This is a genomic window from Clostridium estertheticum (assembly GCF_026650985.1).
Classification (GTDB): Bacteria; Bacillota; Clostridia; order Clostridiales; family Clostridiaceae; genus Clostridium_AD; species Clostridium_AD estertheticum_C.
In genome coordinates this window covers 1,724,805-1,741,905 of record NZ_CP086239.1, presented here as the reverse complement: position 1 = coordinate 1,741,905, position 17,101 = coordinate 1,724,805, and the positions used below count along the sequence as shown (strand labels likewise).

Sequence of the window (17,101 nt, the reverse complement as noted above, 5' to 3'; positions counted from 1 at the left end):
TAAAAGCTGGTGAATAAATTCACCAGCTTTTATATCAGGTTGTTTACAAACCCAGTATAATTTTTTATTGTACTGGGTTTTTATATGCAATTATGCGATAGCATTTTGATTTATAGATAAATTAGTAACATGCAACAGGTTTTTAGTTATAAAATAAAAAAACATGGAAGATAGTAGGCTAGCTATCTTTTTCATATTTTGCACTGCTGCTGTAAGCAGACACTGCTCTTGCACATTTTCTAATCCGCGCATATGGCAATAGCGAAGCCCATGCAGTTGTTTAGAATCTGCGAAGCTTCGCTCTATAGTTTCTTTCCTTCTTCTATATATATTTCTACCCTTATCCGTTTTGGTAAACTTTACAACATCTTCTTTATACATTTCCCAAACATGTCTTCTAACAGTTTTAACCTTACTTTTATCAGAAAAACATTGAGTTCTATTTGGGCATTCTTTGCAATCTTTTGCATTCCCAACATACTCTTTATATCCATCTCTAGTTGTCGTTTTATAATGCAAAGCCCTTAAGTCAGGGCAAACATATATGTCCTTCTCTTTAACATATTGAAATTTATTTTTAGTGTACATTCCTTTTGTATGTGGAGACCTTCTATATCCCATTACAGATTTTAATTCTCTCTCAAATAGTTCTTTACATATAAGATTTGTAGCATAACCAGCATCGGCACCAACATATTTTGTATTAAAATTAAATTTTTTTATTTGCACATCCAATCTATCGATATAAGGATCAACATCATTTATATTTCCAGGAGTAACATAAACATCAGTAATTATATTGTGTTTACTGTCCACAGTTCTGTGATCTAAATAGGAGAAGCCTTCCGGCTTGCCATCTCTCATCATATATCCGCTGTCGGGGTCAGTTGTGCTAACTTTAATTTCTTTTATTATGGTAACAGGTTCTTTCACTTTCAAAGGTCTTTTACCGTGATTTATTCTATCTTCCTCTACAGCTTTATTAAGATCAGCTACATATTCTTTAGGTGTTTTTTCAACTTCAATTTTCACAAGCTTTCGCTTATTAGCATTTGCTTTTAGGTGTGTAGAATCTGTGTAAAGTATTTTACCAGTTACCATCTTAAGATTTATAGCCTTAAATACGACTTCGTCAAATATTTTTTGGAACACGTCAGTTCCTTTAAATCGTCTACGTCTATTTTGGCTAATTGTTGAATGATCTGGAATAACATCAGTAAGGCTTAGTCCTAAAAACCATCTATAAGCTACATTTACTTCAATTTCCTTTACAAGTTGTCGCTCAGATTTTATTCCAAATAGGTATCCAATAAACAGCATTTTGAAGAGTAAAATAGGATCTACGCCAGGTCTTCCATTATCTAAACAATAATATTTTTGAGTCAATTCTCTTATGAAAGAGAAATCCATGTATTTATCTATATTTCTGAGAATATGGTCTTTAGGAACTAAATCCTCTAAATATACCATTTCTAATTTTTGTTGTGTGAAGTTCTTTTCATTAATCATAACTAAACCCTCCGAATTATAAAGTTTGTATACTATATATATTCGACATTGATGTTGTAAAATCCTTTTTGAATATGAAAAAAACACTCCAATTTTAAATTAGAGTGTTTTACATTTTATGTTTGTCAACAGTCTGATATAAAAGCTGGTGAATAAATTCACCAGCTTTTATATGTCTAAGGTGTATATTGCCCTTCCACTTTTACAACTATATCATTTTGAGTATAGATATAACATAACATATGTCCATTCCTACTATTAGCGACACGTTTGAAAGTAGAGTAGGTAGTAGGTTGGTTATTAATATCATTGTTAAGTGGATTTATCAAAAATCCAAGAACGTTTAGTGAGGCAGTATTATCTATAACATAGTTTTTTATAGTTTTGTTATTATTAGAAATATAGTAATCATCATATACGTAATATTTTCCATCTTCATATAGGGCAGTTCCATCCTTTTTAGCTGCTTCAATAGCAGCATTTCCTATTAGAAACTTTACATCGTCGAAGCTCAAATATCTTTTGCCATTTTTGTCATATACATTAGAGATATAACCGATTTGTTTTGATTTTATTATTGGTTTATTATTAACAATAACCTGCGTTTTCGTTTCTTCTATTGATACTTTTTTAGAAAAAGAAAATGTTCCTTTTTGATAGACTAATTCTTTTAAATTTAAATTAGCAGAGGTCTGCTTAATGTTTTGATGAAACTTGTCAACTAGTACTCTGTTTTCAAAATAACCTGCGGTTAATACTAAAATAACAACGCAAGTTACTATAGCTAGTATTATTGAAACTTGTACTTTGGGTCCATTTAAAGTAGAATTCATAAAATATTTACCCCCTTTTATAATCAAATAACTAACATCATTATTATAGTATTCGTAAATATACTATTTTTATAACAAAAGTAACTGTTATATTAAACAAAATTAACGGCATTTTAATCTGTTTTTAATGTTGTCGATATAATATATAATATGGAAAGGGGATAAATATTTTAATTAATAGCAGAAATGCTGTTTTAGGATAATACCTAATAAAAAAAAGGATGGAAAGCATGAAAGTGAAAAATAAAAAACACACAAGCATTCATATTTTAATGTTTTTAATTTTTGAATTAGTATTCACAATTATCACAGGCCCATTTATGGTTTATTATGGACCATTTAAAAATGTAAAGAGTACAGTGGTAGGTTCAGCAATGACTACTCTTACATTACAATATCTAGTAACATCGTTTTTATCAGAAGAAAAAATAAATCAAATTATGAGCGATCAAAAAATAGAAGTTATAGCTCAAAATAATACAAATACTGTTGCTTCTGGTGTAGTTGTAAAAAATAAAAATAATAATGGTATTGAAAGATATGATGTAAAAGGGAAAAAGTTTAAAGGGTATTTACTCGTAATTAATGATCCGACTAGATTAAAAGTAGGATATAGTAGTAAGCTTGGCTCGCAAGGGGAGATAACTAGTACTATTGCAAAACATAATAATGCAATAGCTGCAATTAATGGTGGTGCATTTACAGATAAAACTTCCGGAACTCTTTTAAAAGAAGTTGGAGCAAATCCAGCTGGAGTTATAATATCTAGTGGAAAAGTTGTTTATGATGGTATGAAAGATGAGAATCAAAAAAGAGAGTGTGTAGCATTTACAAAATCGGGTAAGCTTTTAGTTGGGCTTTATTCTATAAAAGAAATGAAAGGTTTCAAAGTAACTGAGGCGGTATCATTTGGACCAGCAATGATAGTTAATGGCAAGAAGGCTATTACTAAAGGTGATGGAGGCTGGGGTATTGCACCTAGAACATGTATTGCACAAAAGAAAGATGGGACAATATTATTATTAGTCATTGATGGTAGGGAGCTCTCTAGCATAGGAGCTACTTTAAGAGACGTCCAAGATGTATTGTACAAATATGGGGCTTATAATGCTACTAATTTAGATGGCGGTTCTTCTTCTACAATGTTCTATAATGATCAAGTTATAAACAAGCCTTGCGGTAGTGAAGGTGAGAGAACAGTACCTTCAATTATATACGTAGAGAAAAGGTAATGGAGTAAAATTTATCAAAGAATATTTTAAATAAAGGAAAAAATATTCCGAAAGGCTAAAAAATATTTATACAAGGGTGAGTGAAATTTATGATATTAATACTTAAATCAATAATAATGGGTATAGTTGAAGGAATAACGGAGTTCTTACCAATTTCTTCAACTGGGCATATGATCATAGTAGGTCATTTTATCAACTTTACAGGTGCGTTTGCTACTTTATTTGAAATTGTTATTCAGCTTGGAGCAATTCTTGCAATTGTAGTACTTTATCGGGTTAAGTTATGGGATTCTTTAAAAAATCTAACTCCGGGAAAATCAGGATTTAAGCTTTTAACTAATGTTATTGTAGCATTTATGCCGTCTGCAGTATTAGGACTTATATTACATAAGAAAATAGAAGCAGTTTTGTTTGGACCAGTTCCTGTACTTGCCGCATTAATAGTTGGTGGTATTTTAATGATATTGGTTGAAAATAAATATAGAAAAAGAGATGTAATAGGAAGTGTTGATAGCATAGTCCTTCCCCAAGCTATACTTATAGGATGCTTTCAGTGCCTTGCCCTATGGCCAGGTATGTCAAGATCAGCATCAACGATAATGGGAGCATGGATTGTTGGTCTTAACAGCGTTGCTGCAGCAGAGTTTTCATTTTTCCTTGCAATACCTACAATGATTGGAGCAACAGCTCTAACGTTATTTAAAGCTAAAATGGCACTTACGGGTATTGAGGTAATATCGTTAATAACAGGGTTTGTTGTATCATTTGTAGTTGCCATTGTAGTTGTAAATAAATTTATAACTTTCCTAAAGAACAAGCGTATGAGAGTATTTGCTGTGTATAGAATATGTGTTGGTGTATTTTTATTAGTACTTGTATTTATGAACGTTTTAAAATAAGTTGTTGATATTGAATCTCTTCACTTTTGTGGGGAGATTTTTTACTAATATAAATATAAACTTGTTATTGTAAATTGAGTGAACATATGTCACAATAGTGTAATGTTAGATGTGCTTTATATTATTTTATTATTTATCGGTAACACTTAATTTTAAGTCATATATGAAATTTTGAGAACATAGGAGGCAAAGATGGGAGCTAAGAATATATCGCAGCGAAAACGAAAAAAAAATTATAAGCTTAGAAATTTTATATTTTATTTGGTTTTTATATTAGTATTTACAGGAGTTAGTGCTCCATTAATTATATTTCATGGTCCTTTTACTAATGTAAAAAAAACGATTGTAGATGCTGCAATGACTACACTTAGTCATCAATGGATTGCAAAGCTATTTTTATCTGATGCAGAAATTCAGAAAATTCGTGATGAAGATACAGTTCAAGTTATGCAGCAGGGTAATAACAATATGAAATTTAGTAATAGCCATGACAATAGTATTGAAAGATATAACATTTCAAGTGGAATAAAGTTCAAAGGATATCTACTTATTATTAAAGATCCGACTAGAGTTAAAGTTGGCTACAGTAACAAACTTGGAACCCAGGGAGAGCTAACAAGCCAGATAGCCCAGGATAATGGGTCTATAGCAGCTGTTAATGCAGGAGGGTTTTCTGATTCTTCCTCAACTAATACGAAATGGACTGGCACGGGAGGAAAACCAACTGGTATTATTATGAGTAATGGAAATATTAAATTTAATGATATAACAGATCTAGACAAAAAGGTTGATATTACAGCTATTACAAACAAAGCTCAACTTCTTGTTGGACTTCACAGTTTGAATGAGTTAAAGACGCTTGGTGCAACCGAAGCAGTGTCGTTTGGACCAGCGCTTGTAGTTGATGGTCAGGGAATGATAAAATCCGGAGATGGAGGCCAGGGAATTGCACCGAGGACAGCAATTGGTCAGCGCGCGGATGGTGCTATATTATTGCTTGTTATTGATGGAAGAACAACTAAAAGTTTAGGTGCATCACTTAAAGATGTACAAAACGTAATGCTTGAATATGGAGCATCTAATGCCTCTAATTTAGATGGTGGCTCATCAACCACAATGTACAATAATGGTAGTGTCATTAATAACCCTTGCAACGCACTTGGCGAAAGAGCCGTTCCATCAGCTATTATCGTTAATCCTTAACAGATAGGAGAGTAACTATGAAAAAAGTATTTAAAAAAATGATAATATTAATAATCATTTCATTAATCGTACAAAGTGGGGGACTTTTCTATTTGAATAACTACTTTTTAACTTCAAATGCTGCTTTGAAATCTCAAAAGGTAGGAGACTCAGCTCAAAATAAGAAACCGTCTGTTTCAACCTTCAAAGTACCAAGTGACGCCACCACTATAAATGTTTCTTATGATGCAGGATATATTTCATATTATTTGAATAATCAGCTATATGTTGTTAATACTATAACAAGTAAGAGCGTTAATGTATCCTCTTCTAATGGAGTTAAAATATCATTTTGTAAATGGCTTCCGGATAGAAACAGAATGCTAGTTGTAGAAACTCAAAATAGAAACCTTTCATTGTCATATTATGATGCTACTCAATCACAAAAGGATAAGGTATCTGATATTTTAATGGTTAGTTCAGGTTCAGTTGTAAAAGATATTGAAGCATCAACTTTAACAATGGTATTTTATATAAAGGTGAAAAATGGTTATAAGAATTATTCTATATACTGGGTAAATATAATGAAATCAAGGAAAAAAATTGTTACTAAATCTGAATATGTAGGAAATATTGGAGTAATACCTCATGAAGATAAGATGGTGTACGAAAATTTAACCAATAACAAGGTTTATGCAACTGGGCCAGACCATTCTTTGAACTTCAGTGGTTCTACAAAATCATGCTTACTCGCAATAGATAATAATGATCAGGTTTATGTTGGAAATGTGGATAGTAGCAATAAAATTGATAAGATATATTATGGTAAACTGGGTGGTGACTGGAAGTCACTTCCATTAAGCACAGCAGTAAGTAAAGATAACTTGTTTGTCACTGGTAGTGGTAAGGTTTATAAAAATGATAAGATTAAATCTATGGTAACAGAAATTCAAACAAATAAAGAAACAATTTATAAAGGGACATTCCTGCAATCATATAGTACTGGAGTTGCATCATTAAGTGATGGAAATTTAGTTAAAACACCTTTCAATTAAATTAAGGGTATATTATTTTCAGTTATATCATGGAATAATCCAAAATATGATTAAAATATGATTAAAATATGTAAATAAGTAGTTGAGGAGCGGGAATTTTTTCTGTTAATAATTTGGAGGAATATAATTATGGTAAAAAAAATTATAATAAAAGTAATAGTTTTACTATTTATATTTACGATATTATTAATAGGCTGTGTAAGCGATACAAGCACCCTAATGAAGAGTGGGAAAATAGATAATAGTGATATTCGATCTAAAATATCTAAATATATAGATGACTATTCTGCAAAAGATAAATTTAGCGGTACGGTTATTGTTGCAAAAGATAATGAGATTATATTAGATAAAGGGTATGGGATGGCAGATTACAATAATAAAATTGTTAATAAATCAAAAACAGTTTTTGAAATTGCATCCATAACAAAACAATTTACGGCCACAGCAATTTTAATGTTACAAGAAAAGAATCTTTTAAGTGTCCAAGACACAGTTGATAAATATATTCCTGACTATCCAGAGGGAAATAAAATAAAAATATATAATCTTCTCAGTCAAACCTCAGGAATTATTGATTATAGTCAACCTTCGGAGAAAGGGAAACTTACATATACACCATTAGAAATTATTGAACTTTTTAAAAATGAACCGCGTAAGTTTGAAACTGGAACAAAATATGAGTACAGTAGTTCAAATTATATATTGCTTGGATATATAATAGAAAAGGTGTCAGGTATGAAATATGAGCAGTATTTAGAAAAGAACATATTTAAACCTTTAAAATTAAATAATACCGGATTTTTAAGCAATAAGATTATTACAAAGAATAGAGCAATAGGGTATGCTATTTCAGAAAAGTCGGGCAAATATACACCAGCATCGAATGCAGAAAACTCAACACTATACTCTGCTGGAGGGATTTATTCAACAGTTAATGATTTATATACATGGGGAAATGCATTATTTGAAGGAAAATTAATTAGTGAAGAGTCATTAAATGAAATGCTTACACCATTATTAGACACTTATGGATATGGATATGGATTGATTATTAGTAAAAATGCTATGGAAGATAAAATGGTTTGGCATAATGGAACTCTATCAGGATATTCGTCATATATAGGGAAAAATATTAATAAAGGCTATGTATTTATTATACTTAGCAATAAAGGCTCATACAATGTTGTACAAATGGTTTCAGGATTAACTGATATCTTAGAAATGGAAAAATAACTTAAGAGAAGTAAATTTAAAGGAGATATTGATGAACAAGAATAAGCGTATTATAATTTCCAGCATAGTAGCCATAGTTGTAGTTGCTGGAGGGTTTACTATAGATAATATAATAGGATCAAACAAAATTAAAAAGAGCAAGAGCACACAAGTAACGAGCGTATTACTGCCAACTGCTAAAGACTTTTACAAAGTGGGGGATACAGTAAAGATTAATGATATATCTTTAAAAATTGATAAAATAGATACATCAAATGGAAATAAAGCAAATAGGCCAGATGCGGGATTAGAATATTTAATTGTAACCATAACAGTTAAAAATGGAAGTAATAGTAATAGGAATTATGGCGATGATTTTCAGATTCAAGATGATAAAGGACAAATTAGGGACCCTATAGTAACAATGATAGCTGCCAATCACATATTTAAAAGTGGTAATTTAGCACCTAAAGGAGAGGTTACAGGAACCCTGACATTCCTTGCGGTAAAGGATGCTAAAGGATTGAGTTTAAACTACAATTGGGATACATTGAGACATAAGATAGTTCGTTTTAAATTAAACTAAAAGCAAAAATAATACATATAAAACTTTTCCAGTGCGAGGTATTACATACATATTTTAAGGATATTTATTCGAATTTAAGGGGGATTTATATGGATGAATTAACTTATAGCATACTCGAAGAAACGAGAGAAGATAACTTTATTCTTAAAATTGATCCTAGGGTTATGGAAAGAAAACAAATAGAAACGACAAAAAAAATTATTGAATTCGCCCAAACTCTCTCTAAATGTGAGATATGATGAGAAAGCTCAGAGTTTTTATTTGCTCTATTTTTATTATCGCTATTGTAAGTGTTGGCTTATTATTTTGTACTCAAAGTTATTATGAAGGTCTTATTTCAAAAAAATATTATGATGAATTTGGAGAGAATTTAACAGTACAAAAATTTAAAAGCCCTATACTTCAAAAAATGGGGGCAAGGCAAGGCGATAATCTTTTAATGTTTGGGTCCTCTGAATTTGTTCACACCATCGGATACTATACTCAACCCATTAAATTTTTTAATGGCAAAAAAGATGGTTTTCAAATAAATCTTATTGGAAAAGGAGGTTATACGTGCTTAGTACATGTTGCTAATTTTGGAGCATTAGGCACTGAACTTAAGGATCGAAAGGTGGTTTTTGTAGTTTCTCCACAATGGTTTTTAAAGGGAGGGGTTAGTGGAAATGATATAGAAGCTAATTCTTCTGAACTACAGATATATGGACTTTTGTTTAATAGGAAAATAAGTTTAGCTACAAAGCAAGAGTTTTCTAAAAGAATAGTGTCAATGCATTACTCAAAAACCAATAAAAACTTTAGTATTATTAGGCAGTATTGCTCTCTTTATAGTAATAAGGACTTAATAAGTACATCTAAGAGGTACTTATTGACACCATACTACTGGATAAAATATGAATTATTAGTTTTACAAGATGATATGTCTAGCAATAAATATCTTAAGTCTAATCCTAAACTTACAAAATATATTAAGCCTTTGCGTACAAATATTAATTGGAATGACGAGTTAAAAAAAGCTTCGAGCATTGCTAAATCAAAGTCTAATAATAATGAATTTGGAATGGATAATATTGCGTATAACAACTCATTTAAAAAAAACCTTAAAAAAACAGAGGGATCTATGAAGAATGACTCTTATAAGGTATCACCAGAATATGAGGATTTTAAATTGCTGTTAGATGTTTGCAAGGAAGAAGGAATTAAACCACTATTTTTAAATATTCCTGTAAATGGAAAATGGTATGACTATGCTGGATTTAATAAAAGTGACAGACTAGCTTATTATAAAAGGATAGATAATATGGTTAATTCTTATGGTTTTGAAGTTGCTGATTTTTCAAAATATGAAAATGAAGAACATTTTCTAATGGATGATTCTCACATAGGATGGAAGGGCTGGATACATGTTAATGAAGCAATTGATAAATATTATAACAAGAGTAAATAAAAATAATTAGTGTAAAATAAATTGTAATCATTTAATAATACATGAAAGAGTAGATTATTTTATGAACCAATATAACATCCATATCTTTAGGAAGATATGGATGTTATATTTTTTTTCTAAAGTTATGGGAGACTTTCGTTCCAAAATTTTATTAAAATTAAAAATAAAAAAAGGAATATAATGGAATATATAGAATTGGTATATTATGTAATCAAATTAATGGAGAATATAAAATGTAAAACACTAAAAATAAGTTTCAATGATTAAGGAAGTTTAAAATTCAATAAATTATTTAGAAGGAGCTAATTATATGAATTGTAGAAAGATATTATCTGAAGATAGTAAAGTATGTCGTGATTGTGGTACTAACGAAGAAATAAAGAATTTACAAAAGTTAAATGATGAATCAGAAGGCAAAACCAATAATTCTCAAAATTATATCTCAAATTTTAAAAAAATTATTTTTAATAAAATAGCAATGGCTGCTTTAATTTTATTGATAATAAGTTCAGCAGTGGCCATAGGTAAATTCAAAATTTTCAATAATAATGATAATATAGAAACTAAGCAAGTACTAGAAAACAATTTGGGCGGTACATATTATAGTAGGAATTTAGACAAGGCAGTTAGCGATAAAGATGTTATTGTATTCCCTGATAAAAATTTGGAAAAGGTAGTTAGAGATGCGATTAAGAAATACAATGGAGATATTTTAAAAGGTGATGTTTCTAAGATAAAAGAGTTAAAGGCTTCTAATACAAATATAAGTAATCTTTCAGGCATTCAAAATTTAACTGATTTGACTTTGTTATATTTATATAATAATAAAATAGAAAATATAGATAATTTAAAAGGACTTACTAAGTTAACTGTATTAGATTTATATAATAATAAAATCGGAAATATTAATGCTTTAAAGAAGCTCACTAATTTAACAACATTATATATATGGAATAATAAAATCGACAATATAGATAGTTTAAATGGGCTTACTAATTTGACTGTATTAGATTTATGGGGTAATAAAATCAGCGATATTGATGCCTTAAAGAGACTTACTAATTTGACTGTATTGGATTTATCTAATAATAAAATCAACAATATAAATGCTTTAAAGGGGTTTACTAAATTGAATTCATTATATCTAGGAACTAATCCAATTACAGATTATTCAATAACAAGTTCTTATTATAGCGATCTAGAAGATAAAGATTTTATATTACAATAAAAAATTTAAACATTCAAAAGGTATTAAAATATTCTCCATTAGATAACTACTTTTTTATATTAAATTATTGAAAAGTAGTTATTTTTACGTTCTTAAAATAATGATATAACATTGTATAAAAGTTTGTAATTTGTTTAAATATAAGAATTTTTTGATTAATTTATATTATATGTAAAAATCTTGACAATATTAGTAGTTAGGTATTATTATTAAGTAACGGTAAAATTGATTTTTAAAAACCAAACCTAAAACATATTCTAAAACAAGATAATAATAAAGATCTAAGTATTTAACGTATCAAATAATTTGAAAGGAGAGTTATTTAAAATTTAAATGAAATTATGAATGGTGTGATGAATTATGATGAAACTTAGAGGTAAGAAAAAAGTAGTAATTATTAAAAAGAAAAGATTTATTTTAGTAATATCAGTATTTATTATACTTTTGTGTTTAATATTTTATATTGGTAGTAAAGTAAGTGCTAAGAAACAGGTAGTTAATAATGTTAACACAACAAAGGTTACACCCCCCCATTCTGATGTAAATATGAATGCAAGGGAAGGTAAATCTATTAATAAAGAATTAAATTCGGATTCTTCAAGTACAAATGTTTATAATTCAGATGGACATAAAGTAGCTTATCTAACTTTTGATGATGGACCTTGTGATAAGACTACTCCAGGAATTTTAAAAATTTTAGATAGTTATAATATAAAGGCAACTTTTTTTATAGTCGGCAGTTATGCAATAAAGTATCCTGATTTAGTAAAAAAAGAAGCAATGGATGGTCAAGCTATTGGAAACCATACGTATTCGCATAATTATAATTATATTTATTCTAGTACTAACACATTTTTAAGTGATGTTAATAAATGTGAGACTACATTAAAATCAATACTGGGTAGTGATTTCAATAGTAAACTAGTAAGATTTCCAGGGGGTTCATTTGGTAAGAAATTGGAACCTTTTAGAGTGGCACTTAAAAGTGATGGATACCATTATATCGATTGGAACGACTTAACGGGGGATGCAGAGGGTCAAAATATACCAGTGGATAAGTTATTAGCTAATCTTAAAAAGAACACTGAGGGAAAGGGACATGTGGTTATTTTAATGCATGATCTTTCAACAAAGGCAACAACTGTCCAAGCACTACCAAAAGTTATTGATTATTTAAAATCTAAGGGATATTCATTTAAAACGCTTAGTTAAATCATCTCTTGGATCGCTGCAACAGCTTCGAATAATATATATAGTAAGAATGTTTAAATATATCAGAAAAGTAAATTTGAATCTCTGAGGGAACTCCTCGGAGATTTTTTTAGACATAATAATACCCCCAATCATAGGTTTAGTATCCTACAATTGGGGGGTAATTTGAAATGTTTGCATCTAGTAGTTAGTTCAATAGTTTATAAAAAATTTGTTTTAAATTATATATTTAAAACTGATTATATATATAAGTAATTTTCACATCCGACTGAAATAAAAACAAATAACTGCAACCTAAAATGACAGTGGTATAAATAATTATCATAAAAATCATATTAGTTTTTATTTTTGTTATAATATTTATCAATAGCTTCATTAACATATACCCAACCTTTCCAGCCTATGTGAGCACTATCCATTAGAAAGTAATTTTCATTTTCATATTTTGAAAAATCAGCAATTTCAAACCCATAAGAATTAACCATATTATTTATTTTTTTATAATAAGCTAACCTATCATTTTTTTTATATCCAACATAGTCATACCACTTGCCATTTACAGGGATATTTAAAAATAATGGTTTAATTCCTTCATCCTTGCAAACGTCTAACAGCAATTTGAAATCCTCATATTCTGGAGAGCTTATACATAAATCGTTATTAGGCGATACCCTTATTGTTTCTGGGTTTCTTTTAAATGCATGCTCATATACTCTATCGTCCATACCAAAATCATTATTAGTAGACTCTGACTTAGCAATTTTTGAAGCTTTTTTTAATTCTTCATTCCAGTTAGTAGTTGTATGCGGCGGTTTTAAACCATTTGCAAGTTTAGGCCCTAGCTTAAGATATTTATTGCTATTTATATCGTCTTTTAAAACTAATAGTTCATATCTTAGCCAGTAATAGGGGGTCATTAAGTACCGTTTAGAGGTAGTTAATAAGTCCTTATTGCTATAAAGAGAACAGTAGTCCCGCATAAGAGCAAAGTGCTTATTGACCTTTTTACCAGAAATCAACACTATTCTTTTAGAAAAATCTTGTTTTGTAGTTAAACTTATATGCTTATTAAACAAAAATCCATATACCTGTAGTTCAGATGAATTGGCTTCAAAAGTATTTTCTTCAATACCCTTTTTTACAAACCATTGTGGAGAAAGTACGAAAACTACCTTTTGGCCCTTAAGTTCATGGCCTAGTGATCCGAAATCAGCAGCATGGACTAAAGATGTATAACCTGCTTTTCCTATAAGATTAATTTGAAAACCATCTTTTTTACCGTTGAAAAATTTAATGGGTTGAGTATAATAACCGATAGTGTGTTCAAGTTCAGAAGAACCGAACATCAAAAGATTATCATTTTGCCTTGCTCCCATGCTTTGAAGTATTGGGCTTTTAAATTTGTGCTCAGTTAAATTCTCTCCAAACTCGTTATAATATTTTTTTGAAATAAGACCTTCGTAATGGCTTTGATAAAAAAATAAAAAACCAAAACAGATAATAATAGAACAAATAAAAGTTATGACCTTTTTCATTCTATTTTACTATTAGAGAGAGCTTTAAGGTATTCAATTAGTTTATTTGGTGTCTCTATATCTTTTCTTCCAACAATAGCAGGATCAAGTTTAATGTTAAAGTTCTCCTCTATGGCTACAATAAGTTCAATTATTCCTAATGAATCTAACCTCCCGCTGTCAAATAAATTATCATTACTCTCTTCGCGTAAATCCTCACCAGTAATTTCTTCTAATATATCATAAATTGTTTCTTCCATATAAATGCCCCCTTTTATTTAAATAAAAATCCTGAAAATATTAAAAAGCTAAAACATACCAAATTAAAAGTTAAAAAAGTTGAAGCAATTTTAAAATAAACTTTTTTCTTATGCTTTTTGTAGAATGATTTTCTCTGGAAATAATCAGTAGCTATTATTAAAACACCATGAAAGGCACCGTAAACAATATAATTAAGTTGAATTCCATGCCATAGACCCATGGTTATCATGTTTATCATGTAACCAATGTAGGAGGCTGTATATCTACTCTTGAACCACTTTTTCTTAATGGCAGCCATTACGAACCTATTATAAATGAAATCTCTAAACCAGAAAGATAAGCTCATGTGCCATCTGTTCCAAAAATCTTTTATATCTTTACTTATAAATGGAAGATTAAAGTTATCTGGTGTTTTTATTCCCATTATGTAACTTACACCTATGGCGATTAAACTGTAACCGGCAAAATCAAAAAACAAATAAAAACTATAAGAATACATATATGTAATCGTATTTAATAAGGTGTGTGGTCTTAATAAGATTACGTTAATAAAATGGGTTTGTATATAAAATCCTATCAGAAATTTATAACCTACTCCTTGTAAAATCTTAAATATTCCATCACCTAAATATTCAACATATTGTCTGGATGTTATAACCTTGTTGCTTTCCTCCTTAAATCTAATCGAACGGTCAATGGGACCAGAACTTAAGGTTGGGAAAAATAATATAAAATAAGCTAAATCAAACACATTTATTTTAGTAATATACCCGTCATAAATTTGTATTAATATCTGAATAATTTTGAAAGTCAAATAAGAAATTCCTAAAAATCCAAGTTCTTTGTGTATAAATATATTGCCAAGCTTTGAGTATAGTAATGGCGATAGACCTATTGCTATCATTATCCAAAGTAGCCATCTTTGTTTAAACTTTTTTATAATAAAACTGTAAAATATAATTAATAAAAATTCCATTATAAAAAACAAAATTAAGTATTCAGCTTGTTGTTTCGATTTACCAAAAATCAAATAAATCATAAGTAAACTTGCTGGTAGCCCGTACCACTTTATCCTCTTACCAAGTAAACCAACAACAATAGCAGGAATTAAGGCCAAAATCATTAAATAGAAATATAAAAAATCTCCATAAGGAAGCATCTAAAATTCCTCCATTATCTTTTTTCTATCTATTTTGCCATTAGCGTTCATTGGTAAAACTTCTATTACCTTTACTTTACGAGGTATCATATACGAAGGTAATAAGTCCCTTAAGAATTTTTTAACTGTTAGAATTATGTTTCCTTCAAATTTATCATTTAAAACTACTGCTGTTACTAAATATTTAATTGTGCCATTTTCTTTAATAGGTACTACAACTGCATTTTTTATAAAAGGAAGTTTTCTGATATTATTTTCAATATCTTCAATTTCCACTCTATAGCCATGAAGTTTAATTTGATTATCTATTCGACCCTCATAATATAATAGACCATTAACAGTATAACCCATATCTCCTGTTCTGTATCCTCTTTTTTTTACACCAGAAATTTCGCTGTTAAAGAAGAATTTTTCTGTTAATATAGGGTCAGCAAAGTAACCTATACTTACACTATCGCCTAATATTAATATCTCATTTGTATTTTCTTCTATGATTATTTCACAGTCTTTTTTCACGTATCCAACTGGAAGAGTTTCTTTACTTAAAAGCATTTCTTTTTTTATTTCAACTGCAGTTACTGCAACTGTTGCCTCTGTTGGACCATAAAAATTTATTATTTTAATTGTAGGGAATCTTTCAAACAATCTTTTTACGCATTCCTTGGAAAGAGTTTCTCCACAAAATAACATTTGGTTCAATTCAGGTAATAAATTTTCATTAAACTGCTCACTTTGTAAAGACATTTCTGCGAAAGATGGAGTAGAGACCCAGGTTGTAATACCGGAAGATTTAAAATTTATAAAAAGTTCAGGTAAATTAGCTATCATATCATTATCAATACTATATAGTATTGAACCAGAAACCAATGATAAATAGGTGTCCATTACAGATAAATCAAAAGAAAAAGGTGCTTGATTCATGAATATTTTATCCTTTTCATTAATTAGAGTTATACTCCAATCAATGAAGCTTTGAATGCAATTTTTTGTTATCTGCACTCCCTTTGGTTTGCCAGTACTTCCTGAAGTATAGATTATGTAATAAATATCTTCACCCTTAAGTCTATAACTTATATTGGGTATTTTATTCTCATATTGTAATAGTCTTTTTTCTAAATCACTTTTATTTAGTACTATATTTGCAGGAATATCAGATAAGTCATCCGATGTATTTATAATTAATTTAGCACCAGATATAATTAAAATATCTTTAAGTCTTGTAATTGGAGTCGAGATATCTACTGGAATATATGGATGTCCACTTTTAGCGCAAGCTAAAAAGCTTATAAGCATTAAATGATCCTTATGTCCAAAAACTATTATAGGTGTTTTGTCTTTGCCGAATAAATCTATGATATTTACAGCAAGTGAATCTGATTTTGCTTTAAGTTCACTATAAGTTAAATTACTATTTTTATAAATATGAGCTACTTTATTAGTAGTACAATAATTTTCAATTACATTAATAAAATCCATAAGTCTTGTCCCCCTATACTTTAAAATCCATTTTATCGTTTTGTTACATAATGATTACACATTAATCATACAAATCATAAAAATTACCCCAATTACACATATTTTTTGACAATTATTAGCATAAAAGTAATCCATTAAATATGTCCTATGTCATTATAAGGCATATTTACAATAAAGGTGTGAATAAATTGTAAATATTATTTCAGAAAACGTTATATCAAGAAATTTAGGCCTATATTGTGTATTTTCAATAATGGAATAAAACCTGGATTCACAACATTATAGTAATAATTATA

The 17,101-nt window shown here is 29.1% G+C and carries 16 protein-coding genes; 10 read left to right on the top strand and 6 right to left on the bottom strand.

All coding sequences use genetic code 11. The features are described from left to right. Positions 1-90 precede the first annotated feature (90 nt). Together LL038_RS08550 and LL038_RS08545 are read right to left on the bottom strand one after the other, a co-directional pair. A complete protein-coding gene (locus LL038_RS08550; RefSeq protein WP_253200382.1) occupies positions 91-1,509 on the bottom strand; it encodes an IS1182 family transposase in 1,419 nt (472 codons plus the stop codon). Positions 1,510-1,685: 176 nt separating this feature from the next. Beyond that, a complete protein-coding gene (locus LL038_RS08545) occupies positions 1,686-2,342 on the bottom strand; it encodes a hypothetical protein (RefSeq protein WP_216125170.1) in 657 nt (218 codons plus the stop codon). A 221-nt stretch (positions 2,343-2,563) separates the two neighbouring features. Here LL038_RS08545 and LL038_RS08540 point away from each other — a divergent pair, with 221 nt between their 5' ends. The 10 genes from LL038_RS08540 to LL038_RS08495 all read left to right on the top strand — a co-directional run bounded on the left by LL038_RS08540 (position 2,564) and on the right by LL038_RS08495 (position 12,395). Further along, positions 2,564-3,574, top strand: a complete 1,011-nt coding sequence (locus LL038_RS08540) for a phosphodiester glycosidase family protein (RefSeq protein WP_216125171.1) — start codon at positions 2,564-2,566, stop codon at positions 3,572-3,574. Between the two features lie 89 nt (positions 3,575-3,663). Next, on the top strand, positions 3,664-4,473 hold the full coding sequence (locus LL038_RS08535; RefSeq protein ID WP_216125172.1) for an undecaprenyl-diphosphate phosphatase: 810 nt from the start codon (positions 3,664-3,666) through the stop codon (positions 4,471-4,473). A 192-nt stretch (positions 4,474-4,665) separates the two neighbouring features. Further along, positions 4,666-5,676, top strand: coding sequence for a phosphodiester glycosidase family protein (locus LL038_RS08530; RefSeq protein ID WP_216125174.1), 1,011 nt, complete (start codon positions 4,666-4,668; stop codon positions 5,674-5,676). Positions 5,677-5,693: 17 nt separating this feature from the next. Next, positions 5,694-6,710, top strand: coding sequence for a hypothetical protein (locus tag LL038_RS08525; protein ID WP_216125175.1), 1,017 nt, complete (start codon positions 5,694-5,696; stop codon positions 6,708-6,710). Positions 6,711-6,839: 129 nt separating this feature from the next. Continuing rightward, entirely contained in the window at positions 6,840-7,943 is a 1,104-nt protein-coding gene (locus tag LL038_RS08520) for a serine hydrolase domain-containing protein (protein WP_216125176.1), read from the top strand. A gap of 31 nt (positions 7,944-7,974) precedes the next feature. After that, positions 7,975-8,508 carry a DUF4352 domain-containing protein gene (locus tag LL038_RS08515; protein ID WP_216125177.1) on the top strand — a complete coding sequence of 178 codons (534 nt, stop codon included), beginning with the start codon at positions 7,975-7,977 and terminating at the stop codon, positions 8,506-8,508. A gap of 89 nt (positions 8,509-8,597) precedes the next feature. Then, entirely contained in the window at positions 8,598-8,747 is a 150-nt protein-coding gene (locus LL038_RS08510; protein ID WP_216125178.1) for a hypothetical protein, read from the top strand. Then, the gene (gene dltD, locus LL038_RS08505) at positions 8,744-9,955 is read left to right on the top strand and encodes a D-alanyl-lipoteichoic acid biosynthesis protein DltD (protein ID WP_216125179.1); all 1,212 of its coding nucleotides are present in this window, start codon (positions 8,744-8,746) and stop codon (positions 9,953-9,955) included. The genes LL038_RS08510 and dltD (LL038_RS08505) overlap by 4 nt, the downstream gene beginning before the upstream one ends. A 310-nt stretch (positions 9,956-10,265) precedes the next feature. Continuing rightward, entirely contained in the window at positions 10,266-11,183 is a 918-nt protein-coding gene (locus tag LL038_RS08500) for a leucine-rich repeat domain-containing protein (protein ID WP_216125180.1), read from the top strand. A 360-nt stretch (positions 11,184-11,543) separates the two neighbouring features. Beyond that, a complete protein-coding gene (locus LL038_RS08495; protein ID WP_216125182.1) occupies positions 11,544-12,395 on the top strand; it encodes a polysaccharide deacetylase family protein in 852 nt (283 codons plus the stop codon). 335 nt (positions 12,396-12,730) lie between these two features. Here the strand turns inward: LL038_RS08495 and dltD (LL038_RS08490) are convergent, their stop codons facing one another. Genes dltD (LL038_RS08490) through dltA form a run of 4 tightly spaced genes read right to left on the bottom strand, consistent with a single transcriptional unit; the run spans position 12,731 to position 16,805 of the window. Further along, positions 12,731-13,930: a D-alanyl-lipoteichoic acid biosynthesis protein DltD gene (gene dltD / locus LL038_RS08490; protein WP_216125184.1), complete on the bottom strand. Its 1,200-nt coding sequence runs from the start codon at positions 13,928-13,930 to the stop codon at positions 12,731-12,733. Continuing rightward, a complete protein-coding gene (gene dltC, locus LL038_RS08485; RefSeq protein WP_216125186.1) occupies positions 13,927-14,169 on the bottom strand; it encodes a D-alanine--poly(phosphoribitol) ligase subunit DltC in 243 nt (80 codons plus the stop codon). The genes dltD (LL038_RS08490) and dltC overlap by 4 nt, the downstream gene beginning before the upstream one ends. A gap of 14 nt (positions 14,170-14,183) precedes the next feature. Then, positions 14,184-15,329: a D-alanyl-lipoteichoic acid biosynthesis protein DltB gene (gene dltB, locus LL038_RS08480; protein WP_216125188.1), complete on the bottom strand. Its 1,146-nt coding sequence runs from the start codon at positions 15,327-15,329 to the stop codon at positions 14,184-14,186. Next, the gene (gene dltA / locus LL038_RS08475) at positions 15,330-16,805 is read right to left on the bottom strand and encodes a D-alanine--poly(phosphoribitol) ligase subunit DltA (protein ID WP_216125190.1); all 1,476 of its coding nucleotides are present in this window, start codon (positions 16,803-16,805) and stop codon (positions 15,330-15,332) included. Positions 16,806-17,101 lie beyond the last annotated feature (296 nt).

Excerpts from the sequence above, each read along its gene's own strand:
- LL038_RS08550 (WP_253200382.1), bottom strand. The coding sequence starts at position 1,509 with ATGATTAATGAAAAGAACTTCACACAACAAAAATTAGAAATGGTATAT.
- LL038_RS08545 (WP_216125170.1), bottom strand. The coding sequence starts at position 2,342 with ATGAATTCTACTTTAAATGGACCCAAAGTACAAGTTTCAATAATACTA.
- LL038_RS08540 (WP_216125171.1), top strand. The coding sequence starts at position 2,564 with ATGGAAAGCATGAAAGTGAAAAATAAAAAACACACAAGCATTCATATT.
- LL038_RS08535 (WP_216125172.1), top strand. The coding sequence starts at position 3,664 with ATGATATTAATACTTAAATCAATAATAATGGGTATAGTTGAAGGAATA.
- LL038_RS08530 (WP_216125174.1), top strand. The coding sequence starts at position 4,666 with ATGGGAGCTAAGAATATATCGCAGCGAAAACGAAAAAAAAATTATAAG.
- LL038_RS08525 (WP_216125175.1), top strand. The coding sequence starts at position 5,694 with ATGAAAAAAGTATTTAAAAAAATGATAATATTAATAATCATTTCATTA.
- LL038_RS08520 (WP_216125176.1), top strand. The coding sequence starts at position 6,840 with ATGGTAAAAAAAATTATAATAAAAGTAATAGTTTTACTATTTATATTT.
- LL038_RS08515 (WP_216125177.1), top strand. The coding sequence starts at position 7,975 with ATGAACAAGAATAAGCGTATTATAATTTCCAGCATAGTAGCCATAGTT.
- LL038_RS08510 (WP_216125178.1), top strand. The coding sequence starts at position 8,598 with ATGGATGAATTAACTTATAGCATACTCGAAGAAACGAGAGAAGATAAC.
- dltD (WP_216125179.1), top strand. The coding sequence starts at position 8,744 with ATGATGAGAAAGCTCAGAGTTTTTATTTGCTCTATTTTTATTATCGCT.
- LL038_RS08500 (WP_216125180.1), top strand. The coding sequence starts at position 10,266 with ATGAATTGTAGAAAGATATTATCTGAAGATAGTAAAGTATGTCGTGAT.
- LL038_RS08495 (WP_216125182.1), top strand. The coding sequence starts at position 11,544 with ATGATGAAACTTAGAGGTAAGAAAAAAGTAGTAATTATTAAAAAGAAA.
- dltD (WP_216125184.1), bottom strand. The coding sequence starts at position 13,930 with ATGAAAAAGGTCATAACTTTTATTTGTTCTATTATTATCTGTTTTGGT.
- dltC (WP_216125186.1), bottom strand. The coding sequence starts at position 14,169 with ATGGAAGAAACAATTTATGATATATTAGAAGAAATTACTGGTGAGGAT.
- dltB (WP_216125188.1), bottom strand. The coding sequence starts at position 15,329 with ATGCTTCCTTATGGAGATTTTTTATATTTCTATTTAATGATTTTGGCC.
- dltA (WP_216125190.1), bottom strand. The coding sequence starts at position 16,805 with ATGGATTTTATTAATGTAATTGAAAATTATTGTACTACTAATAAAGTA.